The sequence below is a fragment of the Rhizobium sp. WYCCWR 11146 genome (assembly GCF_013591995.1).
Lineage (GTDB): Bacteria > Pseudomonadota > Alphaproteobacteria > Rhizobiales > Rhizobiaceae > Rhizobium > Rhizobium indicum.
In genome coordinates, this window is record NZ_JACCEY010000019.1 from 209,507 (window position 1) to 234,860 (window position 25,354).

General features: G+C 62.0%; 21 protein-coding genes and 1 riboswitch. Of the genes, 16 read left to right on the forward strand and 5 right to left on the reverse strand.

The annotated features are described in order from the left end of the window. The first annotated feature begins 98 nt into the window (after positions 1 to 98). Positions 99 to 728 (forward strand): hypothetical protein, encoded by a 630-nt coding sequence (locus HX899_RS14195; RefSeq protein ID WP_181292705.1) that lies wholly within the window; start codon positions 99 to 101, stop codon positions 726 to 728. Positions 729 to 799: 71 nt separating this feature from the next. Here HX899_RS14195 and HX899_RS14200 read toward each other — a convergent pair whose 3' ends face one another. Beyond that, a complete protein-coding gene (locus tag HX899_RS14200) occupies positions 800 to 2,689 on the reverse strand; it encodes an ABC transporter ATP-binding protein/permease (protein WP_181292706.1) in 1,890 nt (629 codons plus the stop codon). A 114-nt stretch (positions 2,690 to 2,803) separates the two neighbouring features. Continuing rightward, positions 2,804 to 2,881, forward strand: a riboswitch (SAM riboswitch). A gap of 48 nt (positions 2,882 to 2,929) precedes the next feature. Between HX899_RS14200 and metA the strand changes: the two genes are divergently transcribed. From metA to HX899_RS14230, 6 genes are all read left to right on the forward strand, one after another. Next, positions 2,930 to 3,853, forward strand: coding sequence for a homoserine O-succinyltransferase (gene metA / locus HX899_RS14205; RefSeq protein ID WP_027668526.1), 924 nt, complete (start codon positions 2,930 to 2,932; stop codon positions 3,851 to 3,853). Between the two features lie 226 nt (positions 3,854 to 4,079). Further along, on the forward strand, positions 4,080 to 5,102 hold the full coding sequence (locus tag HX899_RS14210) for an aldose epimerase family protein (protein WP_138331890.1): 1,023 nt from the start codon (positions 4,080 to 4,082) through the stop codon (positions 5,100 to 5,102). A 134-nt stretch (positions 5,103 to 5,236) separates the two neighbouring features. Continuing rightward, positions 5,237 to 6,010 carry a GntR family transcriptional regulator gene (locus HX899_RS14215; RefSeq protein ID WP_181292707.1) on the forward strand — a complete coding sequence of 258 codons (774 nt, stop codon included), beginning with the start codon at positions 5,237 to 5,239 and terminating at the stop codon, positions 6,008 to 6,010. Then, positions 6,007 to 7,038, forward strand: coding sequence for an SIS domain-containing protein (locus HX899_RS14220; RefSeq protein ID WP_181292708.1), 1,032 nt, complete (start codon positions 6,007 to 6,009; stop codon positions 7,036 to 7,038). Before HX899_RS14215 ends, HX899_RS14220 begins: the two co-directional genes overlap by 4 nt. Next, positions 7,038 to 8,189, forward strand: a complete 1,152-nt coding sequence (gene nagA / locus HX899_RS14225; protein WP_181292709.1) for an N-acetylglucosamine-6-phosphate deacetylase — start codon at positions 7,038 to 7,040, stop codon at positions 8,187 to 8,189. Before HX899_RS14220 ends, nagA begins: the two co-directional genes overlap by 1 nt. A 17-nt stretch (positions 8,190 to 8,206) precedes the next feature. Continuing rightward, complete coding sequence (locus HX899_RS14230) at positions 8,207 to 8,935, forward strand: SIS domain-containing protein (RefSeq protein WP_130822695.1); 729 nt, start codon at positions 8,207 to 8,209, stop codon at positions 8,933 to 8,935. A gap of 221 nt (positions 8,936 to 9,156) precedes the next feature. On the opposite strand, the gene efp is transcribed toward HX899_RS14230, so the two are convergent. Beyond that, positions 9,157 to 9,726, reverse strand: a complete 570-nt coding sequence (efp, locus tag HX899_RS14235) for an elongation factor P (protein ID WP_012759420.1) — start codon at positions 9,724 to 9,726, stop codon at positions 9,157 to 9,159. A 149-nt stretch (positions 9,727 to 9,875) separates the two neighbouring features. On the opposite strand from efp, the gene epmA reads away from it, so the two are divergent. From epmA to HX899_RS14280, 9 genes are all read left to right on the forward strand, one after another. Continuing rightward, positions 9,876 to 10,937 carry an EF-P lysine aminoacylase EpmA gene (gene epmA / locus HX899_RS14240; RefSeq protein WP_138331887.1) on the forward strand — a complete coding sequence of 354 codons (1,062 nt, stop codon included), beginning with the start codon at positions 9,876 to 9,878 and terminating at the stop codon, positions 10,935 to 10,937. After that, positions 10,934 to 11,986 carry a lysine-2,3-aminomutase-like protein gene (locus HX899_RS14245; protein ID WP_171600242.1) on the forward strand — a complete coding sequence of 351 codons (1,053 nt, stop codon included), beginning with the start codon at positions 10,934 to 10,936 and terminating at the stop codon, positions 11,984 to 11,986. The genes epmA and HX899_RS14245 overlap by 4 nt, the downstream gene beginning before the upstream one ends. A gap of 263 nt (positions 11,987 to 12,249) precedes the next feature. Continuing rightward, positions 12,250 to 12,501: an acyl carrier protein gene (locus HX899_RS14250; protein ID WP_003543737.1), complete on the forward strand. Its 252-nt coding sequence runs from the start codon at positions 12,250 to 12,252 to the stop codon at positions 12,499 to 12,501. Beyond that, positions 12,501 to 13,682 carry an acyl-CoA dehydrogenase family protein gene (locus HX899_RS14255; protein ID WP_138331885.1) on the forward strand — a complete coding sequence of 394 codons (1,182 nt, stop codon included), beginning with the start codon at positions 12,501 to 12,503 and terminating at the stop codon, positions 13,680 to 13,682. The genes HX899_RS14250 and HX899_RS14255 overlap by 1 nt, the downstream gene beginning before the upstream one ends. 5 nt (positions 13,683 to 13,687) lie before the next feature. Continuing rightward, positions 13,688 to 14,596 (forward strand): amino acid--[acyl-carrier-protein] ligase, encoded by a 909-nt coding sequence (locus HX899_RS14260; protein ID WP_181292710.1) that lies wholly within the window; start codon positions 13,688 to 13,690, stop codon positions 14,594 to 14,596. 8 nt (positions 14,597 to 14,604) lie between these two features. Then, positions 14,605 to 15,567 (forward strand): DUF1839 family protein, encoded by a 963-nt coding sequence (locus HX899_RS14265; protein WP_210273763.1) that lies wholly within the window; start codon positions 14,605 to 14,607, stop codon positions 15,565 to 15,567. A gap of 16 nt (positions 15,568 to 15,583) precedes the next feature. Continuing rightward, a complete protein-coding gene (locus HX899_RS14270) occupies positions 15,584 to 18,064 on the forward strand; it encodes a glycoside hydrolase family 2 protein (protein ID WP_181292712.1) in 2,481 nt (826 codons plus the stop codon). Positions 18,065 to 18,109: 45 nt separating this feature from the next. Next, positions 18,110 to 19,288 (forward strand): glycosyltransferase family 4 protein, encoded by a 1,179-nt coding sequence (locus HX899_RS14275; protein ID WP_181292713.1) that lies wholly within the window; start codon positions 18,110 to 18,112, stop codon positions 19,286 to 19,288. An 82-nt stretch (positions 19,289 to 19,370) separates the two neighbouring features. Then, on the forward strand, positions 19,371 to 22,682 hold the full coding sequence (locus tag HX899_RS14280) for an oligosaccharide flippase family protein (RefSeq protein ID WP_181292714.1): 3,312 nt from the start codon (positions 19,371 to 19,373) through the stop codon (positions 22,680 to 22,682). A 72-nt stretch (positions 22,683 to 22,754) separates the two neighbouring features. Here the strand turns inward: HX899_RS14280 and HX899_RS14285 are convergent, their stop codons facing one another. The 3 genes from HX899_RS14285 to HX899_RS14295 form a co-directional block, all read right to left on the reverse strand. Further along, positions 22,755 to 23,933 (reverse strand): glycosyltransferase family 4 protein, encoded by a 1,179-nt coding sequence (locus HX899_RS14285; RefSeq protein WP_138331879.1) that lies wholly within the window; start codon positions 23,931 to 23,933, stop codon positions 22,755 to 22,757. 249 nt (positions 23,934 to 24,182) lie between these two features. After that, positions 24,183 to 24,419: an Lrp/AsnC ligand binding domain-containing protein gene (locus HX899_RS14290; protein ID WP_138331878.1), complete on the reverse strand. Its 237-nt coding sequence runs from the start codon at positions 24,417 to 24,419 to the stop codon at positions 24,183 to 24,185. Positions 24,420 to 24,487: 68 nt separating this feature from the next. Then, the coding region (locus HX899_RS14295; RefSeq protein ID WP_181292715.1) for a LysR family transcriptional regulator at positions 24,488 to 25,354 on the reverse strand (867 nt) is incomplete at its 5' end.

The window sequence follows — 25,354 nt, forward strand, 5'->3', positions numbered from 1 at the left end:
CACTTTTCCTTGATTCGTCAGTGTGTCGTCCTGCGGCATAAGGTGCCGTCCGGCAGCCGGGGATATTGCCGATCGCAATGGCGACAAGGAAAAGTCATATGTCTCGCAAGCCTCATTCCCGTTTTCTCACAGCACTTACTGCCGGCAGCCTCGTTGCGCTTGCCCTGTCGCAAGCCGCACAGGCGCAGGATGCCCAGCGCATTCGTGTTCGCGGCGCAATCGAAAGCCTCAGCGGCGATACGCTCGTCGTCAAGACGCGCGAGGGCAGTGATGCGACGGTCGCGCTAAAAGCCGGCTGGAAGGTCGGCGGCATCAAGAAAGCCTCCGTTGAGGATATCAAACCCGGCGATTTCGTCGGCGTCGCTTCGCTTCCGAAGGGCACGGGCCCGGACGGGGCGATCGAGGTGCTGATCTTTCCGGCGTCGATGAAGGGAACCGGTGAGGGCAACCGTCCCTGGGATGCGCAGCCGAACAGCCAGATGACCAACGCGACTGTCAGCAACGCCGTCAAATCCGTCGACGGCCACACGATCACGCTGACCTATCAGGGCAAGGAAAAGACCATCTCGATTGCCGATGGCACGCCGATCGTGACGTTGGCGCCTGCGACCAAGGATGATCTGAAGCCCGGCGCCGGCGTCGTCGTCACCGGCGAGAAGGCGGCGGATGGCAGCATCTCGGCCAGCCAGATCGCCGTCGGTCTCAACGACGTCATACCGCCGATGTGACCAGCGGCTCAAATCCTTGTCTTATGCGTGCCGTCATCCCAAAACCGCTCCACACTTTTGGGCGGCATGCATTAAAGCGCCGGCGCGGGCACGGCGGCAGCGCCCGCACTGGCGCTGGCGCCGGTCTGGACGGCAGGCGGCTCCTCGGATGCTGACGGCAGCGCCTGCAGATGCAGCACGCGCGGCCTCAGCGCCTCGAGATAGGCCTCGGAGCGGCCGATATAGATCATGCCGCTTTCGGGCATCGAGGTGAGCAGTTTGGCCATCGTTTCCTGTAATTCCGGCTCCATGCCTTCCAACACTTCGTCGAAGATGATCCAGCGCGGGCGCACGAGAAGCAGCCGGGCAAATCCGATCGCTTTCTGCTGGTCGCCGTCGAGCATCTTGTCCCAGCGGGCGCGGGTATCGAGCCTTGCGATCAGCGAATGGAGACCAACCTTGTCGAGGGCCGCCTCGACGGCGGCTTTCTCGTAGGCTTCGGGACGTTCGGGAAAGGCCAGCGCCTCGCGCAGCGTGCCGCCGGGAACATAGGCAACCTGCGGAACGAAGAGCATGTCGTCGATTGGCGGCAGGCCTATCGTGCCGCTGCCGCACGGCCAGAGGCCGGCCATCGCCTGGAAGAGCAGCTTGCGATTGACGCTGTGATCGCCGTTGATCATGATCTTTTCGCCGGCCTTGATCACGACATCGGTTTCACGCAGGCGAAAACCGCCGCATTCCTCGATGTCTTCGCCGACCTTGGCGACGATCACCACATCCTTCAACGTCAGCGTGTCGGGCGCGGCGTTTTCATAGGCGATGCTGTCCTTGAGGTCGAAGTCCTCTTCCATCTCGACCAGCGCCTGGCGGAAATCGGTGACGCGCATCAGCGTGGCGCGCCATTCGGCGATCGGGCCGAAATTGGAGACATACCAGCGCAGCGCCGTGTTGACCTGGTTGAAGGCACCGACCGACATCATCAGCTGGCCGAGGGTGAGGCCGCCAGAGAAATAGGCGGGGGCGGCAACGATGATCGGGATGACGATCACCAGCCAGCCATAGCCGGCCGAAACCCAGGTGAGATTGGTATTGGCCATGGCAAGCCGCTTGACGACTGTCAGGACCGAGCTGATGTCGGTGTTGATGCGCCGGCGTTCGTTCTCCTCGCCGCGGGCAACAGTAATTGCCGGCATGTTCTCATTGGCATGCATCAGCGTGAAGCGAAGCTCGGCCTCTTTCGAAAAACGGTCGGCATTGAGCTTCACCAGCTTCCGACCGACGACCTGGCTCAGCACCGAGGCGGAAGCGGCATAGAAAATCGCCGCCCAGACCATGTAGCCTGGAATGGAGAAGCTATGGCCGCTGATGCGGAAGATGAAGCCGCTGGAAAGTTCCCAGAGCACGCCGATGAAGCTCACCAGAAGAATGGTCGACTGCAGCAGGCCGAGAACCAATCCCGTCGTGCTTTCGGCGAGGTTGCGGGAATCTTCGTGCAGGCGCTGGTCCGGATTGACGCCGATCAGGCCGCTGGAGGCAAGCCGCAGCGCCCGCTTGCGCTTCAGCCACTGGTCAACCAGATCGCGGGACAAGCCTTCGCGCATATAGAGCGCCGTCATCTGATTCAGCCAGGCCTGCAGCACGTTGAGCAGCAGCAGTGTGCCGGCGATCATCGCGAAGATTTCGAGTTGGTGGAAGAATTCGCCGAGGTCGCGGCGCTCCAGCGAGTCGTAGAAGGGCGCATTCCACTCGTTCAAAATGACCTGGCCGTAGGACGTCGCCAGGATAACGAGGATCAGCACGGTCGCCAGAAACAGCACCTTGCCACGCACTTCCGAATTCCAGAATGCTGAGAACATGACGCCGAGGCGATATGTCAGGCTTAAATCATACCCTACCCTATCCTGCCTCCGGATGCCCGGCCTCCCCTCGACTTTATCTGCCATTACGCTTTTCCAAATCGCCCATACCCTTATAAATAACATGGTGGCGTTACCGGTCTATCAACAGATTCTATCAGTCATTAAAGTGTGATGATGCTTGCATGAGTCTCTCCTGCATGTATTCGCCAGTTGATTCGCAATCCGACTGGGTCTAATTAAGGCCTCCGTGGTGATTTGGCCGGCCGGCTTGCAGCCACGTTAAAAAAGTCGCTAAAGGGCCGCGTGCGGACCGGTAGCGATTTTTGTCGCCGCCGGTTTTTTGTTTTTGATCGAGTGACCGCAATGCCCATCAAGATCCCCGATACGCTGCCCGCCTTCGAAACCCTGGTTCAGGAGGGTGTGCGGGTGATGACCGAGACGTTGGCGATCCGTCAGGATATCCGACCGTTGCAGATCGGGCTGCTCAACCTCATGCCGAACAAGATCAAGACCGAACTGCAGATGGCCCGTCTCGTCGGCGCCTCGCCGCTGCAGGTGGAGCTGTCGCTTATCCGTATCGGCGGCCACAAGGCGAAGAATACGTCCGAGGACCATCTGCTTGCCTTCTACCAGACCTGGGAAGAAGTAAAGCACCGCAAGTTCGACGGCTTCATCATCACCGGGGCGCCGATCGAGCTTTTGCCCTATGAGGATGTCACCTATTGGCCGGAGATGCAGGAGATTCTTGACTGGACGGAAACGAATGTCCATTCGACGATGAACGTCTGCTGGGGCGCGATGGCGGCAGTCTATCATTTTCACGGCGTTCCGAAATACGAGCTGAAAGAGAAGGCCTTCGGCGTCTACCGCCACCGGAACCTGAAGCCTTCCTCGATCTATCTCAACGGCTTTTCCGACAATTTCGAAGTGCCGGTGTCGCGCTGGACCGAAGTGCGCCGCGCCGATATCGAGAAATCCGAAAGCCTGGAGATCCTGATGGAGTCCAGCGAAATGGGCGTCTGCCTCGTGCATGAGAAGAGGGGCCGGCGGCTCTACATGTTCAACCACGTCGAATATGATTCCACGTCGCTTTCCGACGAGTATTTCCGCGACGTCAATGCCGGCGTGCCGATCAAGATGCCGCACAATTACTTCCCGCATAACGATCCGGCGCTTGCGCCGCAGAACCGCTGGCGCAGCCATGCGCATCTTTTGTTCGGCAACTGGATCAACGAAATCTACCAGACGACGCCCTTTGATGTGGAAGAGATCGGCAGCGATCTCTGACCGTTGCCGATCACGCCTGGAGCCGATGCCGCCGCACCACTGCTGTGGCTTTTCTTTCTGATCCGCCGGTTGCGGATCGAAGCAAATCCGGGCAGGTTCCTGTCCTGAAGCCTACCACACCGCGCGTCTTCGTCGGACGTGCAATGCACACTTTCAATCGCTGCACATTCCTCAAATCGATTCCGAATTGAGGAATTTTCAGCAGGGACAGAATGGACGGTCGATCATGTCGGATAAGTTGGAGCGGGACGTTTTCGGGCAGACGCAGGCGGGCGAGACCGTCTATCGCGTCGTGATCAAGGGCGGCGGGCTGACGGCCAAGATCATCAGCTGGGGCGCGGTCATCCAGGATCTGCGTCTCGAGGGACATGATGCGCCGCTGCAGCTCGGCTTCGACGATTTCGACAGCTACCTCCTCTATTCGTCCTACTTCGGCGCGACGCCCGGCCGCTGCGCCAACCGCGTCGGCGGCGGCAGGTTCACGCTTGACGGCAAGGACTATCAGCTCGAGCCGAATGAAAACGGCGTCACGCATCTGCATGGCGGCAGCGACAATATCGCCAAACGCAATTGGACGATCGTCGAGCATGACCACGACCGCGTGGTGCTGAAGATCGTCGATCCCGATGGCCGCGCCGGCTATCCCGGCAATTGCACCATCCAGGCGACTTTCTGGGTGCATGGCAATGGTGAACTGTCGATCACCTACGAATCGACCAGCGACCAGCCGACGCTCGCCAATGTCTGCCAGCACGCCTATTTCAATCTCGACGGCCGCGAAGATGCACTTGGCCATGACATCATGATAGCCGCCGATCACTATCTGCCGACTGATGAGAAGCAGGTGCCGACCGGTGAGATCCGTCCCGTCGAGGGCACGGAATTCGATTTCCGCGAGATGGCGCCGATGAAGCGTTTCGTCGGCAGCCAACAAGCGTTTTACGACCATAATTTCTGCCTGTCGGGCGAGCGTACCGCCAAGCGGAGCGTCGCGCTTGCCCGCAGCCTCTATTCCGGTGTGTCGCTGGAAGTGCGCAGCACGGAGCCAGGCGTGCAGTTCTATGCCGGCTTCAAGCTCGATGTCGCGGCGCCCGGCATCGGCGGGCGCAAATACGGCCCATTCGCCGGCTTCTGCCTGGAGACACAGGTCTGGCCGGATGCCATCAATCACCAAGGTTTTCCGAATGCGGTCCTGCGCCCCGGCGAAGTGCTGCGCCAGGAGACGGATTATATCTTCACCAAGAACTGAGCGCCCCGCGGACGCACGACTGTCAAATTTGATCGCTATGAAACCCTTGCCGGTCCGCCGCCGGCGAGGGTTTTTTCTTTCTGCGCTCGATTCTGTCTTGCCGATTGGTTCTATATAGGTTCTATTGTGTGCCCATGGATAGAACCAGTCTGATAGCGGAACTGAACAGCCGCGGCCTGCGTGACGAGGCGCTGACCGGACCGCTCTACAAGCGGTTGGCGCAGACGCTGACCGGCCTCATTCAGGAAGGGCTGCTGAAGCCCGGCACCGTACTCCCGGGTGAGCGCGACCTTGCCGAGGCTCTGAAGCTCGGCCGTGTCACCGTGCGCACCGCCTATCGCGATCTGATGGCATCCGGCGCACTGGAATCGCGCCATGGAAGCGGTACTTTCGTATCGAGCAGGGTGGAACGCATGGAACAGTCGCTGTGGCGGCTTTCCTCCTTCTCCGCCGACATGCGCTCGCGCGGGCGTCTGCCGGCCGCACGGATATTGTCGCGGGCGGTCAACACGCCGTCGCCGGAGGAATCCTTCCTGCTCGGCCTCGGCGGCGACGAGCCGGTGCTGAGACTCGACCGCTTGCGCCTTGCCGACGGCCTGCCGCTGGCGATCGAACGCGCCGTGGTGCCGATCAAGTTCCTGGGGCACGATGCCGGCGGCGAGGGATCGCTCTACGATGCGCTGACGGCCAGTGGCCATAGGCCCGTGCGCGCGCTGCAGCGGTTGACGGCGGTCACGCTTGATCCGTCCTCCGCCGCGATTCTGAACGTCAAATCAGGCGCGCCGGCGCTTCTGATCGAACGTGTCTCGCGCCTGGAAGACCAGCGCGTCGTCGAATACACCCGCTCGCATTATCGCGGCGATGCCTATGATTTCGTTGCCGAATTGAGAATCGGAGATGACCTATGAATGACAACCAGTCGCTGATGCTGCAGGAAGCCGGCCAATCGCCCGAGGTGGTGGCCACGCTGCTCGAAAAGGAAAAACCGGTCTTTGCCGAGATCGCCCGGCTGTTTTCGTCCGCCCGCCCGAGCGTGGTGACGACGGCGGCGCGCGGCTCCTCGGACCACGCCGCCACCTTTTTCAAATATCTGTTCGAGATCACCTGTGGCGTTCCGGTCGCCTCGCTCGGCCCGTCGATCGCTTCGGTCTATGGTGCGGCGCTGCATCTGAAGGGCGGTGTCCATTTCACCGTCTCGCAGTCGGGTGCCAGCCCCGACATCGTCGCGCTGCAGGATGCAGCGAAGAAGGGCGGAGCAACGACGATCGCCGTCGTCAACGTCACCGATAGCCCGCTTGCGAAGCAGGCCGACATCGTTCTCGGTCTCAATGCCGGCGCGGAAAAGAGTGTCGCGGCGACAAAATCCTTCATCGCCTCGGTCGCCGCCCTTTCCGGGGTGACGGCTGCGATCGGCGGCGCGTCCGATCTGCAGGCTGCCCTCGGTAAGCTGCCAGAGGCGCTTTCGGCAACGGCCGGCATCAACACGGCGGCAGCCGAGGAAGTGCTCTTCAACGCGACCTCGCTCTATACCGCCGGCCGCGGCCCGGCTTTCGCGATCGCGCTCGAAGCGGCGTTGAAGGCCAAGGAGACCTCCGGCCTGCATGCCGAGGCCTTCTCGCTGGCGGAACTGATGCATGGTCCGATGCGCCTGGTGCAGCCGGGCTTCCCGATCGTCGCCTTTGCGCCCGACGATGCGGCCTTCGCCAACAATGTGCAGGCGCTGGAACGCCTGCAGAAACTCGGCGCCACCACCGTCGGCTTCTCGACGCAGCCGCTTTCCGGCGTCCATCTGCGCGTACCGACGACGGGCAACGGCCTTGTCGATCCGCTGGTGTCGCTGCTTGTCTACTACCGGCTGATCGAGTCGGTGACGCGCCGCAAGGGCTTCGATCCCGACAAGCCGGCAAACCTGCTCAAGGTGACGGAGACGGTCTGATGGCCCGCAAGATCTTCCTCGGCGCCCGCATCTTCGACGGCGAGCGCTTCCACGACGACAAAGTCCTCATCGTTGCCGGCGGCCGCGTCGAAGCGATCGTCGCAAGAAATGATCTGCCGGACGGCGAGGTGGTGACGCTTGCCGGTGGTGTTCTGTCGGCCGGCTTCATCGATGCGCAGGTCAATGGCGGCGCCGGGCGGATGCTGAACGACCAGCCTTCCGTTGCCTCGATGGACATCATCGCCGGCGGGCACCGTCCCTATGGCACGACGTCGCTGCTGCCGACGCTGATCACCGACACATCAGAGGCCTCCATTGCCGCCATCGAGGCCGCCAAGGAGGCAGTGAAAATGAACCGCGGCGTCGCCGGCTTGCATCTCGAAGGCCCGCATCTGGCGCCTGCGAGGAAGGGCGCGCATCTGGCCGAACTGATGCGGCCGGTGGAGGACCGCGATGTCAAAGCCTTCATCCGGGCGCGCGAGGCGATCGGCACGCTGCTGGTCACCATGGCCGCCGAGCAGGTGACGGTTGCCCAGGTGCGCGAGCTTGCGGAAGCCGGCGTCACCATCAGCATCGGCCATTCCGATTGTTCGAGCGAGGCGGCGGAAGAACGTTTCGATGCCGGCGCGCGGGGCGTCACGCATCTCTTCAACGCCATGAGCCAGTTGGGACACCGGGCGCCCGGTCTCGTCGGCGCGGCGATCGATCATCCTTCGACCTGGTGCGGCATCATCGCCGACGGCCATCATGTCGATCCGAAGGCCCTGCGCACGGCGCTGCGCGCCAAACGCGGCGAAGGCAAGCTGTTCTTCGTCACCGACGCGATGTCGCTCGTCGGGTCGGAAAAGGACTCGTTCACGCTGAACGGGCGCACCGTCCGGCGCGAAAGGGGCGGCTTCTGCTCGAAGCTGGTGCTGTCCGACGGCACGCTGGCCGGTTCCGACGTCGACATGATCTCGACGATCCGTTACGGCGTCACCTATCTCGACCTGACGCTCGCCGAGGCCTTGCGCATGGCGACCCTTTATCCCGCGCGGTTTCTCAGGCTTGCCGATCGCGGCCATCTTTCGCCGGGCGCGCGTGCCGATCTCGTGCATCTCACCGATGCGCTTGCCGTCACCGCCATCTGGCTCAGCGGCGAAGTAGCCTGAAATCAAGGATAAGCCGGATGACTGACATTACCGATGCCTACTTCTCCAATCTGATCGGCCGGCTGGAAGAACTCAAGCAGACGCTTGCCCAGCCGATGGCGCAGGCAGCAGCCGTCATCCTCGATGCTGCCCATGGCGACAAGCGCGTCTATGTCTTCGGCACCGGCCATTCGCATATGCTGGCGGAAGAGGTGCACTATCGTGCCGGCGGGCTCGCCTTCACCGTGCCGGTACTCGTCGGCTCGGCCATGCTGCACGAGGGCGCGGTCATCAGTTCGGTCTATGAGCGCACGCAGGGCCTAGTGCGGCCGATGCTGGAGCGTTACGGCATGCAGCCGGGCGATGTCATCATCATCGCCTCCAATTCGGGTGTGAACGCCGCGCCGATCGAGGCCGCCGACTATGCGCGCGAAATTGGCGCAAAGGTGATTGCCATCACTTCGATCGCCTACTCCTCAGCGATCGCCAATGGCCGCCGGCGGCTTGCCGACGTGGCCGATGTGGTGCTCGACAACGGGCTGCCACCGGGTGACGCCGTTGTCGATCTCGAAGGCACGGGGCTTCGGGTTGGGCCAGTCTCGACGGCGGTCGGGGTGACCGTCATCAATGCGATCTTCGCCGAAGTCGCCTCGGAGCTTTCCAAATCCGGCGATGCGCCAATTTATCTCAGCGCCAACATGCCGGGTGCTGCCGAGATCAACCAGAAGCTCGTCAAGAAATACCGGCCGCGCAACCCGCATCTCTAAAGCATGTCGGGCAAAAGTGTGCCGCGGTTTTGCGATAACGACATGCGTAAAAACAAAGACCTAAAGCGCGACGAGCGAATCTGAAAGATCGCGACGCGCTTTAGAGCATGATGCCGAAAAGTGTGTGCGGTTTTCGGCATCATGCTCTGATTATTTTATTGAGACGGCGGATATAAAAAAGGCCGGCGCGAGCCGGCCTCTTCGATAGGCTGAAACCAGGATCAGTCCTTGGCGCGTTCCACGTAGGAATTGTCTTCCGTGGCGATGACGACGCGGGTGCCGGCATTGATGTGCGGCGGCACCATGGCGCGCACGCCGTTCGACAAAATCGCCGGCTTGTAGGAGGACGATGCCGTCTGGCCCTTGACGACCGGTTCCGTCTCCATGATTTCGAGCGTGACGTGGCGCGGCAGTTGGAGCGCCAGCGCAATACCTTCATGCATCGAGAGGATGCAGGACATGCCTTCCTGCAGATAAGCCTTGTCGTCACCCATCGTGGCGACATCGACGACGACTTGGTCGTAGCTCGCCGGGTTCATGAAGTGGAAGCCTTCGCCGTCTTCATAGAGAAACTGGAAGGAGACGTCTTCGACGAAGGCGCGCTCGACCTGTTCGGTGGTGCGCCAGCGCTCGGAAACCTTCACGCCGTCGACGATGCGGCGCATGTCGACCTGGGTGACCGGCGTGCCTTTGCCCGGATGAAAGTTCTGGGCGGTGAGAACGACGTAGAGCTTGCCGTCGACATCGAGAACGTTGCCCTTGCGGACCGAAGAGGCGATGACCTTGACCATAAGACTTCCTTGTAACTCGGCTTTCGGCGTCGTAAATGACTGTCGAGACGCCCCCGAAGACGCAAATGTTTTTCTTTGGGGCGCAACTAACCTAAAATCCGGGAAATAGCCACCCCCCATACCGGCCTCTCCGGCGAAGAAAGCTTGGAATGAACTCTTCGGCGAAAGCGTCCCCCTGGTGGACCCCGTCCGTGCATGCCGACCGCCGTCCGCTCCTGATCGGACGTAATGCGATCCAGGCGGCGTTGCGCGGGTTTTTCGCGCGCGAGGATTTCATCGAGGTGGATACGGCCGTGCTGCAGGTCTCTCCCGGCAACGAGGCGCATCTGCATGCCTTCGCCACGGAAGCGCTGACGACGGATGGGCAAAAGGCGCCGTTCTACCTTCATACCTCGCCGGAATTTGCCTGCAAGAAGCTGCTTGCGGCGGGCGAGGAGCGCATCTCGTGTTTTGCCCATGTCTATCGCAATCGCGAGCGCGGGCCGCTGCATCATCCTGAGTTCACCATGCTCGAATGGTATCGGGCCGGCGAAAGCTACGAGAGCCTGATGATGGATTGCGTGCGCATCCTGGCGCTGGCGACTGAGACGGTGAAGACCGGGAAGCTTGCCTATCGCGGCGCCGAGAGCGATCCCTTCGCCGGGCCGGAGCGGATCAGCGTTGCCGAAGCATTCGAGCGTCATGCCGGCATCGATCTTCTCGCCTCCGTCGCCACCGACGGATCGACCGATCGCGACCATCTGGCGGCCGAGACGAAGCGCGTCGGCATGCGTGTTGCCGATGACGACGGCTGGGCCGATCTCTTCAGCCGGGTGCTGGTCGAAAAGATCGAGCCGCATCTCGGTTTCGGCCGCATCACCATTCTCGACGAATATCCGGTCTCGGAGGCAGCCCTTGCCCGTCCCTCGGCGCGCGACTCCAGGGTTGCCGAACGTTTCGAGCTCTATGCCTGCGGCGTCGAGCTTGCGAACGGCTTCGGTGAACTCACCAACGCTGCCGAACAGCGGCGACGGTTCGAGATCGAGATGGCCGAGAAGGCGCGGGTCTACGGCGAGACCTATCCGATTGACGAGGATTTCCTCGCCGCGCTGTCGCTGATGCCTGAGGCAAGCGGTATCGCGCTCGGCTTCGACCGGTTGGTGATGCTGGCGACGGGAGCATCGCGCATCGACCAGGTGCTCTGGGCGCCGGTGGCGGAGTATGGAAGATGAATGTCGTCAAATCGATCAAGAGCGTCGACGATCTTGTGAAGGCGGGGCTGGTCGTGCCTGCCGATCGTGCGAGGCTTGAGGAGGTTGCGGCGCGCTACGCGATTGCGTTGACGCCTGCGATCAGCAAGCTCATCGATCGAGCCGATCCCGATGATCCGATCGCTCGGCAATTCGTGCCCGATGCGGCAGAACTCACGATCGCCCCGGAAGAACGCACCGATCCGATCGGCGATCATGCCCACAGCCCCGTCGAAGGCATCGTTCACCGCTATCCCGATCGTGTCTTGCTCAAGGCCGTGCATGTCTGCCCGGTCTATTGCCGCTTCTGCTTCCGGCGCGAAATGGTCGGGCCGCAAGGCCTCGGCACGCTCGATGCGGCGGCGATGCAGGCCGCTTTCGATTACATCCGCGGTCATGAGGAGATCTGGGAAGTCATCCTCACCGGCGGCGATCCGCTGGTGCTTTCGCCGCGCCGGCTCCGCGAGATCATGGAGGCGCTTGCCGAGATCGCGCATGTGAAGATCGTGCGTTTCCATACGCGTGTTCCGGTCGTCGACCCCGAGAAGATCGATGCGGCGCTGATCGCCGCTCTGAAGGCGAGCGGCAAGACGGTCTATGTCGCGCTGCATGCCAACCACCCCCGGGAACTGACGCCGGAAGCGCGGGCGGCTTGCGGCCGCCTCGTCGATGCCGGCATCGCCATGGTCAGCCAGTCGGTGCTGCTCAAGGGTGTCAACGACGATCCCGACGTGCTGGCGAAGCTGATGAAGGCCTTCGTCGAAATCCGCGTCAAACCCTATTACCTGCATCATCCGGATCTGGCGCCTGGCACCAGCCATTTCAGAGTGACGATCGAGGAGGGGCAGGAGATCGTCGCGGCGCTGCGCGGGCGGATTTCCGGTCTCTGCCAGCCGGCCTACATCCTCGATATCCCCGGCGGTCACGGCAAGGCCGTCGTCAGTGGGAGCGCGATCCGGGCAACAGGCGACGGATGTTATTCCGTCACCGATTATCGCGGCGGCGAGCATTCCTATCCGCCGGCCGATTGAGACAAAACGCGGCGTTTGCGTGTCATTTCTGTACTCTCCACGCCAGAAACCAGAGTGTGTCGCAGTATCGAAATTACCTTAAGTCATTGATTTAAGGTGGTTGTTTACGACGGAGCGGGAGTGATCGCTAAAATCCTAACTGTGAGCCTCAGTCATATTTAACTCAATTAATTAGCGGAATGTTCTGTTTTCCGCACTAAAAGAACGCTCATGACAAGGCGATGAACGCCGGTTCGGGATCATGAGAATCTTGGAGTGATGGGATGAATAAGGCAATCCGCGACCTCGTAGCCAAATTCGGCAAGCTTCCTGGGTCGATCGACCAGGTCGCCGACGACGCCGATCTTTATGCGGCAGGTTTGACGTCCTTTGCTTCTGTGCAGTTGATGCTTGGCCTCGAAGAGGCCTTCGACATCGAATTTCCCGACAATCTCCTGAACCGCAAATCCTTCGCGAGCATCTCGGCCATCGCCAGGACCGTCGATCTGATCCGGGACAGCCGGAAGGTCGCCTGATGAATTTCCCCGTCAAGATCATGCAGGACGGTCTTGTCACAAGGGTAGCCCGTGTCGCCGAAATCGCGGCGAAACACGCGGATACCGTTGATGCCGAGGCCCGCTTCCCCCGGGAAGCCGTCGATGCGATGAAGGCCGAAAGGCTGCTCGGCATCCAGGTGCCGCGCCACTTCGGCGGCGAATCCGCCTCGATCACCGAGATCGCCGAATTGTGCTCGATGCTCGGCCAGGCCTGCGCTGCAAGCGCCATGGTCTTCGCCATGCACCACATCAAGCTGTCGAGCCTCGTTGAACATGGCGCCGACAGCGAATGGCATCGCGGTTTCATGCGCCGCATCGCAGCCGAGCAGTTGCTGATCGCATCCGCCACCACCGAAGGCGGTATCGGCGGAAATCTGCGCAACAGCATCTGCGCGGTCGAGGTCGATGGCGACACGTGCCGCCTCGAAAAGGATGCGACCGTCATTTCCTACGGCTCGCACGCCGACGCCATCCTTATCACCTCGCGCGCCCACGCGCAGGCGGCTTCCTCCGATCAGGTGCTGACGGCCTTCCTCAAGGACCAGTACACGATCGAGAAAACGCATGTCTGGAATACCCTCGGCATGCGCGGCACCTGCTCCGATGGTTTCCTGTTCAAGGGCGAAGCGCCGGCTTGCCAGATCCTGCCGAAGCCTTTCGCTGAGATCGCGGCGCAATCCATGCTCGCCTCTTCGCATCTGCTTTGGAGCGGCGTCTGGTACGGCATCGCCGTCGATGCCGTTGTGCGCGCCCAGGCTTTCGTGCGCGCTGCCGCCCGCAAGGCGCCGGATGCCCAGCCGCCGGGCGCGCTGCGCCTCGCCGAGGTTTCGAACCTGCTGCAGATGGTGAAATCCAACGTGGTTGCCGGCCTCAAGGCCTATGAGGATGCCAAGGCCGATGCCGACAGGCTGTCTTCGATGGGATTTGCGGTGGCGATGAACAATGTCAAAATTGCCTCGTCCGAGACGATCCTGGAGATCGTCAACCATGCCATGCTGATCTGCGGCATCATGGGCTACAAGAACGGCACGCCCTTCAGCCTCGGACGCCATCTGCGCGACGCGCATTCCGCACAGCTCATGATTTCGAATGACCGCATCCTCGGCAACACGTCGAGCATGCTTCTTGTCCATAAGCAGGACACTAGCCTACTGGGGTGACAGTCATGGATATGCAGACCTCGTTTCTGGACCGGCTTTTCGAATCCGGCTTGTTGATCGATACCGGCATCGACGGGCTCTACGGCCGCAGCGGCCAGTTCGAAGACGTGATCGCTGCCTTCGAGCGCCTGATCGACACGTTCGGCGGCGCCGATGGTGCCGCAGCCATGCGTTTTCCGCCCGGCATGAACCGCGCCTTCTTCGAAAAGAGCGGCTACATGAAGAGCTTTCCGCAGCTCGCCGGCACGGTGCACAGCTTCTGCGGCAGCGAGCTCGATCATGTCAGCCTACTGCAATGCATGGAAGTCGGGGAAGACTGGACCAAGGGACAGGAGGCGACCGACATCGTGCTGACGCCGGCTGCCTGCTATCCGCTCTATCCGACGATCGCCAAGCGCGGCAATCTGCCGGAGACGGGCGGCCTCTTCGACCTGCAATCCTATTGCTTCCGCCATGAGCCGTCGAAAGACCCTGCCCGACAGCAGCTGTTCCGCATGCGTGAATATGTCTGCATGGGCACAGAGCTGCACGTCACCGATTTCCGCCAGCGCTGGATGGATCGCGGCGTCGAGATGATGAAGACCGTCGGCCTCGAGGTGACGATCGACGTTGCCAATGATCCGTTCTTCGGCCGCGCCGGCAAGATGCTCGCCAACAATCAGCGCGACCAGAACCTGAAGTTCGAGCTGCTGATCCCGATCACCTCGGCTGCCAATCCGACCGCCTGCATGAGCTTCAACTACCATCAGGATGCCTTCGGCACGAAATGGGGTCTCAATCTCGAGGACGGCAGTGTCGCGCACACCGCCTGCGTCGGCTTCGGACTGGAGCGCATCGCCCTTGCCCTCTTCCATCATCACGGACTCGATGTGAAGCACTGGCCGGCCAGCGTACGGAAAGCGCTGTGGGGCTGAGCAAATCGATGACATCGGTCTTTTCGGGAATCGACCCGGAAACCTACCGGGCGCATGCGCTGCATACCGGCGAGCGCGCCTGGCCGGAAACCAATTGCTATGTCGATCTCTGGATCGAGGTTGTGGCGACATCAGGCGTTGCGCCCGAGGCGATGCTGGGTTTTACCCTGACGCAGGATTTCGAGGGCGACCAGTTCACTTTCTTCAAAGTGCCGCTTGAGGATCTCGAAGCGCTCTACGGCATTCGTGCGACCGAGCTTGCCATCTACGACCGTGTCGAACGCCATGTCGAGGTTCAGATCGCGCGGGCTCGTCTCTGCCTGATCGAAATGGATTCCTTCTACATGCCGGATACGCGCGGCACGGCCTACCGGCAGGAGCACGGCAAGACGACGGTTGCGATCAACCGGCTGGACGTTGCGGCCAAGCGCGTCGATTATTTCCACAATGCCGGTTATTTCCGTCTCGAAGGCGAGGATTTCGACGGTTTGTTCCAGCTGCATCTGACGGAAAACGACCCGCCATTCCTGCCCTACACGGAATTTGCTCGGTTCCCGGAAAGGCCGGCAGACGAGGCGCATCTGCGCGCGACCGCGCGGCGGCTTGCCGGCTTTCATTTTGCCCGGCGTCCCCGCGAAAATCCGATCCGCGCCTTTGCAAGCGTCTTTCCGCAACAGGTCGAAGCGGTGGCGGAACGGCCGTTCGGCTTCTTCCACAAATACGCCTTCAACACGCTTCGCCAGGTGGGCGCCAATTTCGAGCTGGCGGCCGATTACCTCACCTGGCTTTCCCCTGGTGAATTCGCGGCTGCCGCCGAGCATGCCGGGCGTATTTCGGAGGTGGCGAAATCGGTGCAGTTCCAGCTTGCCCGCGCCGTCACACGCAGGAAGTTCGAGCCGTTGCAGGCAGCACTTGATCCGGCCGCCGATGCATGGGATTCCATGATGACGTCGCTTGCGGGGCGAATCTGAGGCCGGAGATCTGACCATGCGGGGGCGTTTGGCGAGCATCGGTGCCGAGGAAAGTCTACTTTCCGAAGGCTGGAACCTGATCCTGACGGAGCCGGGCGCCTGCGCCGTGCCGCACGACATCCCGCTCTCCGCACAGTTCATTCCAGCACCCGTTCCCGGCACCGTCGCCGCCGCGCTCGAAAAAGCCGGGCTCTTCGACCGTGAAAATCCCGAGCCGCTGAACACGCGGGATGCCTGGTATCTTTGCCGGCTTTTCGATGCCGAGCCCGGCGACGCGATCCTGCGTTTCGAAGGGCTGGCGACGCTTTGCCATGTCTTCCTAAACGGCCAGGAAATCCTGTTTTCCGAGAGCATGTTCACGGCGCACGAGATTCCGGTGACGCTTTCGGGCGGCGACGAACTGGCACTGTGCTTCCGGGCGCTCGGCCCCCGTCTGTCGGAGCCGGGCCCGCGCGCGCGCTGGCGGCCGCAGATGATCACGCCGGCGGGCTTGAAGAATTTCCGCACGACGCTGCTCGGCCATATGCCGGGCTGGTGCCCCGATATCCATGCCGTCGGGCCATGGCGGCCGATTGCGATGGTGCGGCGTCATCCCGTCTCGATCGACAATGTCTCCATCCGCGCCGTATTGGAGGAGAGTGGTGTCGGCCGCCTCAGCGTTTCCCTGCATAGCAATGCCGAGAATCCCTCAATGCTGCTGCGCTGCAGCGGGATGGAGCAGCCTTTCGAGAAGGTCGGCGACAGTCATTATTCGGCTATCCTCAAGCTTTCCGACATCGAGGCCTGGTGGCCGCATACGCATGGCGCTCCGCGTCTCTACGCGCTGACGCTGGTTTCCGACGGCGTGGAATATCCGCTCGGCAGGACCGGCTTTCGGCGTATCGACGTCGACCGTGGTGCCGATGGCGACGACTTCGCGCTCCTCGTCAACGGCGAACGCATCTTCTGCCGCGGCGCGGTGTGGACGACGGCCGATATCGCGCGATTGCCGGGCGGGCGGGCGGATTATGAGCCGTTCCTGCGGCTTGCCGCTGCAGCCGGCATGAACATGATCCGCATCGGCGGCACCATGGCCTACGAAACGCCTGATTTCTTCGCGCTCTGCGACGAACTCGGTCTGCTCGTCTGGCAGGATTTCATGTTCGCCAATTTTGATTATCCGCGCAACGACAAGGCTTTTCTTGGCCACGTGCATGCGGAGGTCGAGGAATTCCTCCACGGCGTGCAGGCGTCGCCTTCGCTGGCCGTGCTCTGCGGCGGCAGCGAAGTCCACCAGCAGGCGGCAATGCTCGGCCTGCCGGCGGAATTCTGGAGCGGGCCGGTCACCGATGAAATCATCCCGGCGGTCGTCGCCCGCATGCGCCCCGACGTGCCCTATGTGCCGAACTCGCCATATGGCGGAGCGATGCCCTTTTCGCCCAATGCCGGTATCGCGCATTATTACGGCGTCGGTGCCTATATGCGGCCGATTGCCGATGCGCGCCGCGCTGATGTGCGTTTTGCCTCGGAAAGCCTCGCCTTCGCGCATGTGCCGCAGCAAAGGACGCTGCAGCGTCATCTCGATGTGCCCGCCGTCCACAGCCCGCTATGGAAGGCTCGCGTGCCCCGCGACCGCAGTGCATCGTGGGATTTCGAGGATGTTCGCGACTTCTACCTGCAGCTTCTCTACGGTTTCGATCCGGCTGAGCTGCGCCGCGAAGATCCGGAACGCTATCTCGATCTCTCCCGCGCCGTTACCGGCGAGGTGATCGAGGAGACTTTTGCCGAATGGCGGCGCAAGGGCTCCGCCTGCAATGGCGCGCTCGTCTGGACGCTGCAGGATCTGCTGCCCGGCCCCGGCTGGGGAGTGATCGACTCCACCGGAGAGCCGAAGCCGGTCTGGTATGCGATGCGCCGTGCATTCCGGCCGGTGCAAGTGGTCTTCACCGACGAGGGAACGAACGGTCTCGACGTGCATGTCGTCAACGAGACGGATGAAGCACTCGACGTCGAGCTCGAGGTTGTCTGCCTGCGCGGCGGAAAACAGCAGGTCGTCAGCGGCAGCAGGGCCTTCAAGCTGGCGGCAAGGGACACGGAGCGCCTTGCCTGCACCGCGCTGTTCGGCGCCTTCTTCGACACGACCTATGCTTTCCGGTTCGGGCCGCCGGCGCATGATGTCGGTGTGGCGCGCCTGCGCTCGCTTGCGGACGGCGCCATTCTCGCCGAGAGCTTCCACTTCCCGTGCGGACGGGCGGAGGCGCTGCATGATGCAGGTATCGAAGCATCATTCACCAGAGACGGCGACGACTGGTTCGTTGACCTCAGGACCGACCGGCTGGCGCAATCTGTGCATATCGACGTCGAAGGCTATCGGGCCGACGACGACTGGTTCCACCTTGCCCCCGGCGCGATGCGGCGCGTGAAGCTCCACGCGCTGTCCGGCGTGGAAAGCGATATTCCGCCTGCGGGCGAGATCAGAAGTCTAGGCAGTTCGCATCGCGTCGCAATCGAGGGCTGACGCCGCTGCGAAGGATGATGCCGATCCATTGGGAAAGACCGTGATTTGAGAACGATATACCGCTTTCTGCGCGCCCATGTTCTGCAGCGGCTGATCCCGCGGTCGCGTCTTGCTTTCAATCCGCGCAGGCCGGTGGAAATCGTCGGCTATCTCTCGATGGCGGTCGGCGTTGGCGAATCGGCAAGGCTCTGCGCCGGCGCATTGTCGGAGGCGGGGCGGGCGATTTCGCTGTCCGACGTCAGCACGCATCATGACGAGAATTCCTTCGCCGGATGGATGCCGTCGCATCTCTCCACCGAACCCGCGGGAAGCCGGATCTGGCATCTCAATCCGCCGATGCTGCCGCGCGCCATCCTGAAGAAGGGCGTGGCGAATTTCACCCGCGCCTTCAACATCGGCTATTTCGCCTGGGAGCTCGAAGTCGTGCCGGCCGAGTGGCGCAATGCGATGCATTACATGAATGCCGTCTTCGTGCCGTCGGAATTCACCAGGCGGGCGATTGCGCCCCTCACTGCGGCACCGGTCATCGTCGTTCCGCATCCCGTCACCGAGAAGCCTGCGACGGAAGGCATGCGTCAGAGATTCGGCATCGAGGAAGACGCCTTTCTCGTCAGCTTCATCTTCAGCGCCGGCTCCTCGATCAACCGGAAGAATCCGCAAGCCGTCATCGAGGCCTTCCGGATATTTGCCGCCGAATGCCCCAGCGCCTTCCTGTTGATGAAGGCCAGCGGCGATATCAACAAGGATGAGGGCCTGCGCGAACTGGTCGCCTCGGTCGCGGGCAATACCCGGATCAGGATCGTTACCGACAGGATGTCGGATTCCGATATCAATGGCCTCATCCGCTGCTCAGATGCCTATCTTTCACTGCATCGTTCCGAGGGTTTCGGGCTGACGGTGGCCGAGGCGATCATGCAGCGTACACCCGTCATTTCCACGGCCTGGTCGGGCACGGTGGATTTCTGCGATCCCGACAATAGCTGGCTGGTTGCCTCTCCCCTCATTCCGGTGGTCGATACCCATCCCGAATTTGCCGGGCTCGAAGGCGCGGTCTGGGCCGATCCCTCACCCGAGGCGGCGGCCGCGCACCTGCAAGATATCTTCCGCACACCCGAGCGTGCACGAGAGAAGGCCGAGAAGGCGCGGGAGTTCCTGCTACGTTACCTCGCGGAAAACAGCTACGAGAAGGCGCTTCAGACGCTGGCGGCGATGCAGGCCAGCTAAGGTGCCACTCCGCTTTATTTTAACATTTTCGCATTAGAGATGGCGGGTATGCGGCGGTAGGCCGATCCTGACGGATGGACAGATGTCGAAGGGTATTATCGCAAACTCGGTGATGAACGCGGCGGCAGGCATGCTGCTGCTTCTGACGGGCTTTGTGTCATCGATCATAACCGCGCGGCTGCTCGGGCCGGAAGCCAACGGCATCGTCGCCTTCTCGCTCTGGCTGGTGGTGACCGGCGCCTCGATCGCCGAGCTCGGCTCCAGCATCACGCTGCTGAAGACGTTGCCGCAACTTTCGGCGGAAGGCTTCGACGCGCGCCGCCGGCGGGGTTTTGCCGCCATCCTCGTCAGCTTCATGATGTTCTCGACCGTCGTGCTGCTGGCGCTCTACGCGCTGTTCTTCCTCACCTCCGAAAAGATGCACTGGGCCGACACCGCGCCATCCGTCGCTCTGGTCACGGGCGTGCTGTTCTTTATCCAGGCGATCGGATCCTTCGTCAAATTCTACCTGATCGGCGAAAAGAAGCTCGGCGCTTTCTTTAAGCTGACGGTCGCCGTCTCGATCGTGCAGCTTGCCGGCGTTGCCGTCGGCGCCGTTTTCTACGGCGTCGAGGGCGTTCTCGTCGGTTATGCGCTCGGCCAGCTCGTGCTGTTTTTCGCCACGCTGCCGATCCTTCTGGCGCGGCGCGACTGGTGCGGGGTCTCGCTGAAATATCTCGCCTCCTCTTCCGTCATCCTGTCGATCCAGTTCATCATCGATTCCATTTTCCTCAACCGCCTCGAGCTTCTCTTCCTGCAGCAGTTCTGGTCGGTGGAGATGGTCGGCTATTATGCCGTCGGCCTGTCGATCGCCAATATCGCGCTGCAACTGCCGATCCAGATGACCGGCAGCCTGCTGCCCTATTATTCCGAGCGGCGGCACAGCAGCGACGATTCGACATTGCCGGTCGAGGTCTTTACCGCCGTTACCCGCAGCATGGCCTATATCGTGCTGCCGATGAGCCTGGGGCTCGCCGCGATCTCTAGCGAACTGGTGCTCGTGGTGTTCGGCGAAGCATTCCGCCGCAGCGGGACGGTAGTGGCGCTGCTTGCGCTCGTTGCTCCCGCCTATACCTTCATGCAGATCCTCAGCCTCTATTTGCTGTCGATGGACAGGGCCCGCTCCCGCCTGAACATCAGTGTGATAGGTGGCCTACTGATGGTAGCGGGTTGTTTACTGATCGTACCTAGGCTTGCCGCCGAGGGTGCCGCACTCGTGCGCATCCTCGTATTCGTTGCGATGTCGGTGATGATGATCAGACAGACAGGATTCGGATCCCAGCTTTCGGGTCTCTACGCAAGCCTGACGAAGGTGACGCTCGCCTCCGTGCTGTGTGCTTGCGGAGCGATTTCCGTGCTGGAATTCGTCCAGGGTCCGGCCGGATTGGTCGGCGCCATCATCGCCGGCGCATTCGCCTATTTTGCAGCACTCCGGGTGCTGCGCGCCGTGCCGGGCGAGGATGTCGAAGTCATGCGCTCCATTGTCGAGAAGATGCCGTCCCTGCTGCGGCGACCGGTTGGCTACGCGATCAATTTCATCGCGCCGCGGCTTCCCGGCGATCCCGATCGTGCGAAGGTCGCGCCCGGTGAATTCTCGCTCGAACCGGCCGAGGGGGCGGGACGCAGCGCCGCCCTGCCTGTGGTCTTCGACGGCACGATCGGGCTGTTCATGCCTGAAAATCCTCTCGCCAAGAAACGTTCGGCCGCGGTGCTCTTCGTCAGTCCCTGGGGTTTCGAGGAGATGTGCAGCCGTAAATTCTTCCGCGTCGCGGCCGAGCATTTCTCGGATATCGGCGTGCCGAGCCTGCGCTTCGACTATCGCGGCACCGGCGATGCGCTTAATTTCGACGCACTGCCGGCGAGGCTGGAAACCTGGGAAGATTCGATCCGCGCGGCCGCCGACAAGCTGAAGTCGTTGAGCGGCTGCGACCGTATCATCCTCATCGCTCAGGGCCTCGGCGCGACGCTTGCTCATCGCGTCGGTTCCTCGATCGAGGGCGTCGATAGCATCGTCATGCTGGCGCCGGTGCTGAGCGGCCGGGCCTATCTGCGCGAACTCAACATGTGGTCCAAGATCATCGATGCCGATCTCGGCCTCGGCAAGGAGCATGTGCAGACTGCCAAGGTGCAGATTGCCGGGCTCGTCATGCCCGAAGAGATCGCCGCCGAGCTCGGCAAGCTCAACATCACCTCGCCGCAGGGGCTCGCAACCTCCCGCTACCTGATCCTCGAACGTCCTGCCAAGGCCGAGGATACCGGCTTTGCCGATGCGCTGAAGGCGCTTGGCGCCGATGTCGAGCAGAAGGCTTTCGAAGGCTATGACGAGCTCGCTACCAACCCGCTGTTTGCCAAGACGCCGATGGCTGTCGTGGCGCTGCTGACGACGTGGCTGGAGGCAACGACGACAGAGACATCCGCCGCCCATTCGCCGACGGCGATCGACAACCCGCCGCTTGCTGGCGATGGTTTTGCCGAAGCTCCGGTGCGTTTCGGAAGCCATAATCATCTGGTCGGCGTCGTCAGCCGGCCGCTCGGCGAGATCAAGGGCAATGCCGTGCTCTTCTTGTCGACGGCCTATGACCGGCATGCCGGCTGGGGACGGACGACGGTTGATATGGCGCGCGAGCTCGCCCGCCAAGGCGTCGTTTCGCTGCGCTTCGATTCCGCCAATGTCGGTGACAGTCCGCCGCGGCCGGATGCGCCGGAACAGGTGCTTTATTCGGATACGCAGACCGGAGATGCAGTCGCCGCGCTCGATCTGCTCGAAGGTGTCGTCGCCGGCCCCGTCATGGTCGCCGGCCGATGCAGCGGCGGCTATGTCGCCTTCCGCGCCGGCGTCGCCGATGAGCGCTTGAAGGCTGTCGTGTCGATCAATCCCTTCGTCTATTACTGGGATCCTGACATGCCGGTGCGCAGGGAACATGTCGTCTCCGTTCCCCGCAGCCTCGATGATTACAGCCAGCGCCTGGCGCGGCTCGACACGCTGAAGCGGCTGCTGCGCGGCCAGGTGGACGTCGTTGCAGCGCTGCAGAATATCGTCATCGCCGCTGGCCGCCGGTTGTCGCCATGGATTGCGCCGCTGCTCGAGCTGCTTCCCGACCGGCGCCATATCGCCCGCGAGGTCCGGCACTCCTTCGCGCTGTTCGGCAAGCGCAAGGTGCCGCTGACGCTGATCTACAGCGAAGGCGATGTCGGGCTCGACCACGTCTATTTCCACTTCGGGCCGCGCGGCGCCAGGCTTTCCCGCTATCCGAACGTGCGCCTGCTGATGTTGCCGGATGCCGACCACAATCTGACGCCGCCGCAATCGCGCAAATTCGTGCTCGACGAGATCATCCGTCTGGCGAGAGCGTGACTGGGGATTTACGGCGCCGCGCGTCTTTTCACACGTGCAACGCTGTAGCGCTTATGCGGCAGGAAGACAGGATCAGATGCTTTCCGCGGCGCTGACATCAAGCGATCTGTAGAGATCGATATAACGTCCGGCGACGATATCCCAGGAATAGCCACGGGCGGCGTCGAGAAGCTCGGCGCGAACGGCGTCCGGTTGGCGCGAAAGGTGTTCATATGCCGCTTCGATCGCCGTGGCGGCGCTCTCAGGATTGGTGAAATCGGCAAGCATGAGAACGGGATGCCGGGCGGCAAGCGTCGCAAAGGCATCGTTGGCGTTCAGCACCGGCAGGAGGCCGGCGCTCATCGCCTCCAGCGCCACCAGGCCGAAACCTTCATATTCCGAGGCGGAGGCGAGAATCGAGGCTTCTGCGATGATGCGCCGGATGGTGTCGTTCTCGGGCGACACATGCAGGGTGACGCGGCCGGACAGATGACGGCTTTCGATTGCGCCTTCGACATCCGCCCGGTTCAGGTCGGATTCGGCGCCGACGATGTCGAGATGCCATTCCGGATCGCGGGTCTTCAACATGGCCATCGCATCGAGCAGGTGGTCCAGCCGTTTGTTCACCGAAAATCGGCCGATCGTGACGATGCGGCGCTTTGCCCGGCGTGAAGCGGTGTCGGCAAACTTGCCGATATCGGCGCCGTTTTCGATCAGCAGGCTGTCGGGCACGATCTCGGAAAACTGCTTGAGGTCGGAGGCGCTGCAGCAGACGACGCGGCGGTAGGCCATCGCCGAAGCACGGGTCAATGTCCGGAACCAGATCTTCTTGATCGTCGCGTATTTCCGCGTGTGGAAGAAGCCGCCATGGGTGGTGACGATCATCGGTTTGCCGTGCAGCAGCCGGCCCCAGGCGAGCGCGTCGAAGAAGAAGTCGATGGCATGGACATGGACGAGATCGGCATCGGCGAGATGACGAAAAACCTGCGGTGCCAGCGGATAACGGCTGGTGCCGGACCAGGGAATGCGCACCACCTCGATGCCGTCGATATCTTCGCGAAGCGGCAGCTTGTCTTTAGGCGCGGTGAAGAGCGAATCCAGGGTGACGACGCGCACGCGGTAACCACGGCGCACGGTCTGGCGGGCGAGATTGGCGACCACATCTTCCAGGCCGCCGCGATTGGGCAGGAACTGGCGCACGACATGGACGATCAGCGGAGCCGTTTCCAACTGCGGCATCGCGCGCGCCCTCTCTGCCTCGACGATCGACATTTTTCACCTATCGCTGCACGTACCGGCCCGCGCTGATGCGGGCCTGTGATAACAACGACCAGATATGCCCGGCGTTAAGGCGCGGTTTAGGTGACCGCTTGCGTGGGCCAATCTTCGCGAAAAAGGTTAACCGGGTCTGACGGGAATTCAGAGCGTTTCCGTTTTTCTCGAATCACGGAAACGCTCCATCTCTTTTGTTTTCACGCAATTCCGGACGCAAAACCGCTGCACACTTTTGCTGGAATTGCTCTAGAATGCCTTGAAGGTCAGCGTCGTCAGCGAGCGGACGATGCCGGGTATATTGGCGATGTTGTCGTTGATGAATTTGCCGATATCCTGGCCTTCCTCGATATAGACCTTCAGCAGCAGATCGTATTCGCCGCTGGTCGAATAGAGCTCCGAGACCAGTTCGGTCTGGTAGATGGCGTCGGCGACATCATAGGTCTTGCCGGGTGCGCATTGGAGCTGGACGAAGATCGGCTTCATGGAGATTTCCTGCAAAGTTGTTTGGTAGGCATAATGGTCGAAAGCGCCCTGCCGATGCAAGCCGTTCGTCACGCAGTCGGATTGGCGGTCGCTTCGGCGACGATCCAGTCGCGAAAGGCGGCAAGTGGCGCATAATCGGCGCGCTCGGGCGGAAAGGCGAGATAATAGCGCTCGCGACTTTCCATTTCACGGTCGACAGCGGCGACGAGATCGCCGCGCCCGATCTCCTCCTGCATCAGGAATGTCGGCAGCAGGGCGACGCCGAGGCCGGCGATTGCGGCCTGCGCGGCGGTGGCGAACTGGTCGAAGAGCATGCCGTGCACGTTTTCGAAGGAAACGCCATTGCCGGCAAACCATTGCTCCCAGGCGTCAGGACGTGTCGTCAGATGCAGAAGCGGAACGGCGAGCAGATCCTCCGGTCCTGAGATCGCATATTGCTTCAGAAAATCCGGACTGCAGGCCGGCACCGTGCGCTCCGACATCAGAAGCGCGAGTTCGGCGCCCGGCCAGTGCGGATGGCCGAAATGGATGGCGGCGTCGATCGAATCGAGGCGGAAATCAAAGGGCGAAAGTCGGGTCACCAGATTGATGGTCACGCCGGCATTGGCGGCGAGAAAGCGTCCCAGGCGCGGCGCCAGCCAACGCGTGCCGAAAGTCGGCAGGATGGCGAGATTAAGCGTGCCGCCATGCGGATTGGCGCGCAGATTCAGCGAGGCGCTCGATATCCGCCGCAGCGCCTCGCGAATCTCGCGGGCATATCCGTCGCCGGCAAGCGTCAGCCGCATGGTCTGGCGTTCGCGCCGGAAGAGCTCGACGCCAAGCTGCTCTTCCAGCGCGCTGACCTGGCGGCTGATGGCGCTCTGCGTCAGATCGAGTTCGCGCGCCGCTGCCGTCACGCTGCCGGTACGGGCAACCGCTTCGAAGGCGGCGAGATG